A 9,716-nucleotide genomic window follows, 5' to 3' on the forward strand; every position below is an offset into this window, starting at 1 on the left:
TAACATATTAAATACGCAAATGTGGGGCAACAAAACAAAAGAGAATAATTTTATCAAAAAAAGGACCTGAAAAATGCGGTTTGAATTTTGTTAAAAGGTGGTGATTAAAGAAATGCTTTTTCTGTTCACAAATATCTTTATTTTATTTAAATTTTTATAAATGGTATGCCGCATCCGAGAACTTTATATCTTAGAGACGACTTTTATGCATATCCGTTAGCTAGAACACTGCTTACGACCAAGTGAATTTGGAAACTAAAAAGTCGCTAGTCAAAAAAATAGCGCACATAATGCTCTTCGCCATTCAAGTTTTCCTATTTTCGAATCTGAACAATCTTTTCAATAATCATTTCCACAAAGAGTGAAACTAGTGATTGCGTATCAATTGAAGAATTATAAACAAATGCTTTACCCGGCAATACAATGCAGTGTTTAAACTGCTTTCTTAGCGGAGTATCAGGATTAAAAGTTATAAGATAGGTTTTTTTAAGCCGATGCAATGTTTCCGAAAGGTATTTCTTTATAGAAGTTTCATCTCCGCTTACTGAAAATAAAACAAATGCATCGCTATTTTCCATTAGCCCACTCCAGTGGGAAGCTGTAACATAATTGTCGGTATAAAAACTGGGCTTATTTAAGTCATGCAAGCCCATCGCCAATTGCTTGGCCGGAATACTTGAGTAATAAATGCCCATCAGAAAGCTCTGACGAGCTTTTAACAAGTCATTGGCCAAGTTCTCTAACTCAGTTTTATCAATATTCTTAAAATCAGAAACAGCTTTAATATATTCTTTTAAAAAAGTCGATTTATTGTTCCCAGAATAATCCTGCTGCAATAAAAAGTTCTTTAACTGAAATTTAAATTCCTTAAAACCATCATATCCTAATTTTTTACAATATCTTTGAACTGAAGCAATTGAAGTTTTAGAATCGGTAGCTATTTTTTGGATAGTTAGCAGTTGAATATGCGTTGGTTGCTGCAAAACAACTTCATATATTTTCTGATCAGATTTAGACAAAATATCATTTTTGGGTTTTAAAAAGTCTTTTAATTTCATGCTTTTCTCCTTTATATGATAATTTTATCACTTTTTTTGGATTTTTTATAATTGGGTATTGTAAGCGATAACACTCCGTGCTAATATAACGATGTAAAAAATATCATTTTTCATGTTAAAATTATCATTAATTGAAATATTCTATAAAGGAGAATTCACATGGACTACCATAATCTAGCTAAAGAGATAGTAGAAAATGTTGGTGGAGCAAAAAATATTAAAAGTGTCACTCACTGTATGACGCGTTTAAGATTTTCTCTAAAAGATGTCTCAAAAGCAAATAAAGACGCTTTAGACGATCTTGATGCTGTACTGGGCGTTGTATATGCTGGCGAGCAGTATATGGTTATTTTAGGATCAAACTTAATTCCAACATATAATGCCGTCGTTAAAGATTACGACTTGACAACTGAAAAACCAATTGATGAAAATCTTGATGCTCCCCAAAACACCAAATGGACCTGGAAAAACGCGGGGAGCAAGATAATCGATTTTATTCAGGCTTCGGTAACGCCAATGATTCCTGGTTTAATTGCTGGCGGCATGTTTAAAGTTGTGTTAATACTCATTACCACGTTTATTAATCCAGACTTTGCAAAAACATCCAGCTATATGCTGCTATCAGCAATCGGTGACGCACCGTTTTATTTTATGCCCGTAGTTGTTGCATATGGTGCTGCAACTAAACTAGGAGGAACACCGGCATATTCAATGATGGCAACAGCATCGCTTCTATATCCCACTTTCCATGACTTAGTGAACCAGTTAGCAACGAACCCTCATCTCGCTTCGCCGACATTATTTGGTTTGCCCGTAAAAATACTCAACTATGGAACTTCGCTGCTACCTGCCCTCCTGATTTCCATCGTAGCTTACTTTACGGAAAAATACTTAAACAAAATTGTTCCCGGCATATTTAAGTCAATCTTTGTCGGAATGGGAACTATTTTTGTATCAGGTTCTTTAGGTTATTTAATACTTGGACCTTTAGGAAACTATCTAGGTCAAATTATCGCTTCAGTTGTACTATTTTTAAGCAGAACAGTTGGACCACTTGCAGTAGGTTTATTGGCAGCTGTTTTGCCTTGGTTGGTAATGACGGGAATGCACACGGTTTTATCACCTTTCATGCCCCAACTTATCAGCAATCCTGGCTATGATCCAATTCTGCGGCCAGCTTACCTCTTGCATAATATGTCTGAAGGCGGAGCAAACATCGGTGTTGCTTTAAAAACAAAGGACGAGAAGTTAAGAAGCCAGGCTTGGTCACTAGCTGTCGGAGCAATTGTCGCCGGAGTCACAGAGCCTTCACTATACGGTATTAATTTAAAATACCGCAAACCAATGTATGGCGTTATGGCTGGTGGATTTGCTGGCGGCGTAGTTGCCGGCTTACTTGGCGCAAAAGCCTACATCATGGGTTATTCGAACATTTTAGCCTTGCCGATTTTTGGCAACACCATTATTGCCATCGTTGCCGGAATCATTACTTCAATTGTTGTGGCAGCGGTCGTAACCTATGTATTAGGCATCGATGAAAAGAAAACCACGCCAAAAGTCACTGAACCAGTTCATCAAACTTTTGCAGATGACGAAATTGTTGCAGTCGCCGATGGACGTATTGAGCCCTTAGAAGACGTGGCTGATAAGGCATTTTCCTCTGGCGCATTAGGCAAAGGCATAGCTTTTATACCTAAAGGAGACTTTATATGTGCACCCGCAAATGGTAAAGTAACCGCCCTGTTTCCAACCGGACATGCTTTTGGCGTGACCACAAAATCGGGCGTAGAAATTTTAGTACACATCGGCATTAATACTGTGGAATTAAACGGAAAAGGGTTCGATGTTTTGGTTCACCAAGACGACGAAGTTCGTGCTGGTGAACCAGTAATCAGAATAAATCGCAAGCTAATTACTGATGAAGGATTTGATATCACGACAATGCTAGTAATTACTAATAACCATAATGAACACATCGACCTGATAAGTTCTGGTGATGTATCAGTCGGAGATATATTAAATAAAGGAGAAAACTAAAATGACTAAAGAACTACCAAATGATTTTTTATGGGGTGGTGCCACTTCAGATTTTCAGTATGAAGGTGGATATAATGAAGACGGTCGCGGGCTTTCAACTCATGACTTTGAGAGCAATGGTTCTCCCGAGCATCCTCGTCATCACACTATGATGCTGCCTGATGGAAAACTCATAAATCCTAAAAGTTCTTTCATGGATGCCGAAAGTGTTCCTAAAAATGCCAAACCGGTTTTGCTAAAGGACCAATATTACCCGAGTCATCAAGCCGTTGACTTTTATCACCATTACAAAGAAGACATTAAACTGATGGCTGGAATGGGCTTTAACGTTTATCGCTTCTCTATTTCCTGGAGCAGAATTTTTCCTAATGGTGATGAAACAGAGCCAAATGAAAAAGGACTTCAGTTTTATGACAACGTCCTAAAAGAGCTTGAAAAGTATCATATTCAACCACTAATTACAATTTGTCATGATGAAATGCCAGTTCACTTGGCTGAAAAATATGATGGCTGGAATTCCCGAAAAGTAATAGATTTTTATGTCAATTATGCCAAAACTTTGTTTACTTATTTTGGCAAAAGATGCAAATATTGGCTGACCTTCAACGAAATTAATGCTGTAAGAGGCTTTGGTCCAACGGGAGTTCACGAATCCACTGGTAAAAACAGATACCAAGCAGCTCACAACATGTTTGTTGCCTCCGCAAAAACAGTTCTCTTAGGTCATAAAATGATGTCAGGAAGTCAGTTTGGTGCCATGTACGCGCTAAGCGCTTGTTACCCTGCCACCTGCAAGCCGGAAGATGTTTTTCATAATTTAGAGCAGCAAAGAGAAAATTGGTACTTTGTCGACACAATGGGTAGGGGTTATTATCCCCGTTATGCAGATTTAATTTTGCAGCATCATGGAATCAAAAATCTGGCCCAGATTGCCATGGAACCAGAAGATAAGCAGATTCTCAGGGACGGACAGCTCGACTACATTTCTTTTAGTTACTATCGTTCCAATCTCTCAAAGGATGGAGATAAATGGTTTAACGTAGGCGGATCATCTAATCCTTACTTAAAAGAATCACCTTGGGGCTGGGGATTAGATCCACTAGGCTTAAGATACACAATGAATTTAATTTACGATCGCATTCAAAAACCGATATTTATCGTTGAAAATGGCCTCGGTTCAATTGATCACCCAGACGAAAATGGCAATGTGAATGATGATTATCGTATTGATTATTTGCAAGAGCATTTATCCGCTATGGCTGATGCAATCAATATTGATAAAGTTCCTTGTCTCGGCTACACAATGTGGGGTCCAATAGACCTAGTATCGCTTTCAACGGGCGAAATGAAGAAACGGTATGGCTTTGTTTATGTTGACATGGACGATCTCGGAAACGGAAGCTTAAAGCGAATTCCTAAGAAATCGTATCAATGGATGAAACACGTCATCGAAACTAATGGCAAAGCATTAGATGAATAAGAAAAAGCGTGCTTTATAAAGTAAATCCCCTCAGTTGGACTAAATCCAATTCAGGGGATTTTTTTAATTAAACCTAGAATTCAGGGCAAACTAAAAGGCTTCATCCCGAAATAAAAACGGAATAAAGCCCCACAAAATAGATGAGCCGAAATTAGCCTCCTGATTTAAGAACAAACTTCACAAGCGGATTGGTTCTCGAAGTTCACCTTCATTACTAATCAACCTTAAAAAGCAAATTGTACAAAGCTCCATAAAGATTTGCATCATTTTTAAATTTAGCCGGTACAATTTCTGGCTTGGTTAAAGTTGAACCGATAACCGGGTTTAGGTTGTTAACCAGTTGATCATAAACCAGATTTATTCTTTCAATCAAAATTGGTTGAGAACTGATTCCACCACCAATCGCAATTTTGTTTAAGTCCACAACTGTTTGCAGGTTTAAAATCAAAGACGCCAGATTTAAACAATACTGATCAAAAATTGCCACCGCTTCAGGGACTTGTTTTTTAATTGCTTCAAAAGCGTGCAGACCATCATTTTTGTTAGCATAATCAAGTTTTTGGTTAACCTCGCGAACAAAACGAACAGCTGATCGAAGCGTGCCAATACTCCCCTGCATGTTTTTAGGATGAGATATATCATTGATCATCAAACTAATTTCTCCAGCCTGAAAATGTGCCCCATGCAATAGGTGACCGTCAACAATTATGCCGCCACCAACGCCAGTACCTAAAGTAATGGTTGCGCAATTTTTTTCGCCTTTAAGGTTGCCCAACCAGTTTTCGGCGAGAACAGCTGCCTTGCCGTCATTAATTATGGTAACTGGGAATTTTTTGCCTTGATAAATTTTTCCAAAATCTATTCCATCAAGATATAGAATCGCACCACCAAAACGAATCTTAGTTTTTTCAATCTTACCTGGCGCGCACATTGCTAATCCACTGATATTTTGAGAGTGTTTCGCGACAATTTGGTCAATTTCGCTGAGAAACTTCTGTTTATTATCCGGAGTACTTATTTTTCCCTTTTCAATAATCTGACCAGATTCTTTAATATGCGCAAACTTAATTTCAGTTCCGCCAATGTCAATGCTCAAATAACTTTTCATATTTCCCCTTCAGATAGATGATATCGAGATAATAACGCTAATCTTAAAACGTTATTTTAGAACATTACCGCAAACTTTTCACTTTTTTATCTACAACCAGAACAGCTTTTCATCTGCTCAAAATTTTAAAATATCGGGTCGTTTTACTTCACGCAATTGCTTTTTTTATTTTTGACTAACTATTTCCTTAACCGCGACACGGCCGGAATAGATACAGTAGCCCGCTTCAGACCCAGGAACATTTACCCCATAAGTATCGCCAACCAATACTGCAGAAGCATCAGATCCAATAGCATACAAATTATCAATTTTGCGACCCTGATCATTTAGAACTTCATTTTTGCGGTTTACTCTTAAACCGCCCATCGTGCAATAAGCTCCGACGCCTAATTCAAAAGCATAAAATGGTCCTTTTTTAACAGAATATAGGTAGTTGGCTGGTTTTTCAAAATCTTTATCCTCGCCAGAAGCGACCAGCTCATTGTAAAGCTTAATTGTCGCTTCCAGTTCAGGCAGGTCCAGCTTTTTAGCTAAATCGCCAACCGTATCTGCTTTAGTTAAAAATGAAAGATTGTTTGCTTCTGCTTCTTTAATCATGCCTTTTAATTGGTCAAGTCGAGTCCGTTCAGACAAAGGCTTTAAACTTCTTGGCAATTTGTTTTCCGCAAATTCGTTAATTGTTGCCTGATCTAAAATTGCATAGACTTTTTCTTGTCTGATAATTGCGTTACCAGCATGAGCCCAAATTCTAAATACACTTTCATCAACGAATCGATTTCCTACTTCATTTACCCATAGTGGAGCCATTTCACAACTGGCAATTCCAATATCGGTTTTCCAGAATTTAAAGGCAGGAACAGAATCCTCCTTGATTTGTCCGCCGAACATCATTGCCATGCCCAAGCCAAATTTCTTGGCGCCAGCTTCCCAAGCGAGTCGAAGTCCTGTTCCATCGCTTTTACCGGAATTCATCGGTACAATTCGATTCGAGTTCGAATTAAAATATTTAGTTAGCATTTCTCGATTATTTAAATACCCGCCTGTTGCTAGAATTACGGCCTTGGCTTCAATCTTCTGGATCTTTTTACTGGCAAAATCTTCGACAAACACGCCAGTAATTTTTCGCTTCTGATCCTGCAGCAACTCAGTAACAGCAGACGAAGTAATAAATTCAACGCCCCGCTTTTTGGAATATGGCTGCATGGCATCATGAATAGCATGATTCCCCAGACCTTCAAAAAGATGCCAGGTGTTCAGTCCTGCTCCCAAAGTAGCAACACCTTTAAATTTGACTCCTAATTTTTCTAACCATTCAACATTGTTAGCTGATTCGTTAATATAATCCTTCCAGATTTGCGTATCCGCTTCAAAATGAGAAAATTGTTGTTCATCGTGCAAGAGATCAACCCCAGATATTTCAATACCTTGATTTTTTTGCATTTTACTGCCAATAGCAAAAACACCTTCAACGTAGTTTCCTGAACCACCAGTTGTTCTTCCCTTTTCAATTACTAAAGTTTTTAAACCTTTACTTGCTGCCTCAGCAGCTGCTGCCTGACCTGATAAGCCAGAGCCGATAATTACTAAGTCATATTGTTTTTCTTTTGCTAACATTGTATTGCCTCACTTATTATTGTTAAATATCTATTATTTATTTTCTTGAAAAACGCTAACAATGTTAATATATAGATAACAGTAAACATTGTACAATTAGTATTTAGATTTTTAATCATTGTGAAGAAGCAATAATTAGTAAAATGGACGAAAAACTGCTACACCAAATTTTATTGACAGTTGAAGAAGTAAAAACAGTAAGCGAATTAGCAAATCGACTTTATTTAAGTCAACCGTATGTTAGTCAGTTGATCTCGAAAGCCGAACAGCATTATCACGTTCAACTGGTAAACCGTAAGAAGATTCCAATTTCATTGACTCTAGCTGGTAAAGAGCTGGTTAAAGGAATGGAAAGAATTATTAACGACCGTAAACAGATTGAACAAAACCTCGAACAGTATTCTTTAAAGCGACAGTCTCTTATTAAAATTGCCTTGACGCCAATTTGGATTTCGAGTAAAACTTCTAAACTGATTGCTGAACTACAACAAAGTTTTCCTAACATTCAATTTGAAATTTATCGTGTTTTTACCTCGGCTGATTCTGTTAAAATGCTTGAAAACAGGAGCGTAGATATTTTTTGGGGCGCACTGCTTCATGATCAAGGTCTCATATCAACATACTTATATCGTTCAGCAGCATGCATAATCATTCCTCCCTCTCATCCCTTATATGAAAAAGACCAAACAGAAATTCAGTTTTCATCTTCAAAGTTTAACCAGCTTAATGGCAGTGAAATGGTAGCCCTAACGGACAACTCAGCTTTTCAAAAAATGTTGATCACCTTTTCGAAGATGACGGCATTAAATTCAATAAAAAGATTAAAGTCAACGACTTTATCGGAGCTGGTCAACTTGCACTTGATGGTTTTGGAATAACGGTTACCTTAAATGATGTTCTTGATTATCTCCATAAAGACGACAGAAAATACAATATAATGCAAATCCCTACAACTATTATTAACTTAGATGTGGGAATTAGCATTAATGAAGATTCATCGGCACAAGTTAAAAGCATTGCTAAAAAGCTCTGCGATATTTTGATTGATCACTATTAAATGATATGACACCCAAATTTGTCGTAAACTCGGGGATCACATCAAAAAACAATGCCCTTTCAAATTTATTTAATGGCAGATGAATTGATTTATTTTTTAATTCTTTTAGTAAAGAAATTGCCTGCATACATAATAATTAATGGCACAAAAATAGCTATATATGTATCATTTATACCAAATGGATCTCCCAATGAGTACCATACCGTCGTGAATATTGTTGTACCTATTAAAGCAGTATTTGCTACCTTTGTATTGTTAAAAGCTGGCAGGTAAAATGCAAGTACGGCCACAATAGCAATAGATACACGTAGTGCTTTTGCAAAAAATGACAAAGCTAAAATATTAGGAGAAATAAACATAAAAACTAAAGGAAACAATCCAACTATTATTGAAATTACTTTAGTTACATGTAACTGCTTGGTTTCGTCAGGCCGCCAATGGGGCACGTAGAAGTCATTAACAATTAAGGCAACTATAGCTAATGAACAGGCACTGACTCCGATAAATACACTAGCTAATAAGCCTATAGCACTGATACATGCAAAAATTATATTCATTTTACCTAAAAATACTGGCAAAGCATATAAAGGATTTAAATGAGGAAAAAGTGCTTTAGCATAAACTCCAATTAGTCCTAATGCTATACCAAATGGCACTACTAAAATGGCGGCTAAAAAAGATGCTTTCTGAGCATTTTTTGCCGAAGAAGTCGATGATACCGCTTGAGCAATAAATTGCGTTGAAAATACTGCACCTGTAGAAGTAAGTATCCAACCTATAATAGTGGACCAGCCGATTTTTCCTGCAGGACTAAAATAAAATTTGGGCAAATTTTTTACTGGATTACCAGTTTTATGGGATAAAACCAAAGCTGTAGCTAATATAATTAAAACGCAGCAATATTTTGCAAAAGTGTGAATCATAGTCGTCTTGGCTACACTTTTCATACCACCAATACTAAAATACACTTTACTTACTACAGCAATTATGATCATTGACGGTACTAAATTGGTTCCTAAAATTTCATGTAACACACTTGCACCACTAAAGTACGTGTTTAAATTAAGCATCAGCATAGCATAAATCATTATGATGGAAACGATCATTTGTGTTGAGCGTCCATATTTTTGTTTAATAGCGCCTGAAATTGTAAAACTACCTGTTTTATATAATTTCTTTACAAAAAAGCAGCCATACATTATAAAGCCTATAGCTGCTGCAAAAACGGACCACGCAGCAGCAAAGCCACTGGTAAATGCTCTTTGAGCTGTTCCCACCACAGCCATGATCCCATTGTAATTAGAGAAAATCATCACCGCCACTACAAAGTATGGTAATGACTTACCACCTTGCATGAAATCC

At 37.1% G+C, this 9,716-nt stretch carries 7 protein-coding genes; 3 read left to right on the top strand and 4 right to left on the bottom strand.

Annotated features, from left to right (window positions below; genetic code table 11):
• Positions 1-314: 314 nt before the first annotated feature.
• Positions 315-1,058 (bottom strand): MurR/RpiR family transcriptional regulator, encoded by a 744-nt coding sequence (locus tag Q0K80_RS09125; protein ID WP_294605635.1) that lies wholly within the window; start codon positions 1,056-1,058, stop codon positions 315-317.
• A 159-nt stretch (positions 1,059-1,217) separates the two neighbouring features.
• Between Q0K80_RS09125 and Q0K80_RS09130 the strand changes: the two genes are divergently transcribed.
• Positions 1,218-3,095, top strand: a complete 1,878-nt coding sequence (locus Q0K80_RS09130; RefSeq protein ID WP_294605637.1) for a glucose PTS transporter subunit IIA — start codon at positions 1,218-1,220, stop codon at positions 3,093-3,095.
• A gap of 1 nt (position 3,096) precedes the next feature.
• The gene (locus Q0K80_RS09135) at positions 3,097-4,575 is read left to right on the top strand and encodes a family 1 glycosylhydrolase (RefSeq protein ID WP_294605639.1); all 1,479 of its coding nucleotides are present in this window, start codon (positions 3,097-3,099) and stop codon (positions 4,573-4,575) included.
• Positions 4,576-4,789: 214 nt separating this feature from the next.
• On the opposite strand, the gene Q0K80_RS09140 is transcribed toward Q0K80_RS09135, so the two are convergent.
• Both Q0K80_RS09140 and Q0K80_RS09145 read right to left on the bottom strand, forming a co-directional pair.
• Positions 4,790-5,683: an ROK family protein gene (locus tag Q0K80_RS09140; protein ID WP_294605641.1), complete on the bottom strand. Its 894-nt coding sequence runs from the start codon at positions 5,681-5,683 to the stop codon at positions 4,790-4,792.
• Positions 5,684-5,848: 165 nt separating this feature from the next.
• Positions 5,849-7,297, bottom strand: coding sequence for an FAD-binding protein (locus Q0K80_RS09145; protein ID WP_294605643.1), 1,449 nt, complete (start codon positions 7,295-7,297; stop codon positions 5,849-5,851).
• A gap of 143 nt (positions 7,298-7,440) precedes the next feature.
• Between Q0K80_RS09145 and Q0K80_RS09150 the strand changes: the two genes are divergently transcribed.
• Positions 7,441-8,175 carry a LysR family transcriptional regulator gene (locus Q0K80_RS09150; RefSeq protein ID WP_294605644.1) on the top strand — a complete coding sequence of 245 codons (735 nt, stop codon included), beginning with the start codon at positions 7,441-7,443 and terminating at the stop codon, positions 8,173-8,175.
• Between the two features lie 268 nt (positions 8,176-8,443).
• Here the strand turns inward: Q0K80_RS09150 and Q0K80_RS09155 are convergent.
• The coding region (locus Q0K80_RS09155; RefSeq protein WP_294605646.1) for a sodium:solute symporter family protein at positions 8,444-9,716 on the bottom strand (1,273 nt) is incomplete at its 5' end.

The sequence above is a fragment of the uncultured Lactobacillus sp. genome (genome assembly GCF_945290125.1).
GTDB lineage: Bacteria > Bacillota > Bacilli > Lactobacillales > Lactobacillaceae > Lactobacillus > Lactobacillus rizhaonensis.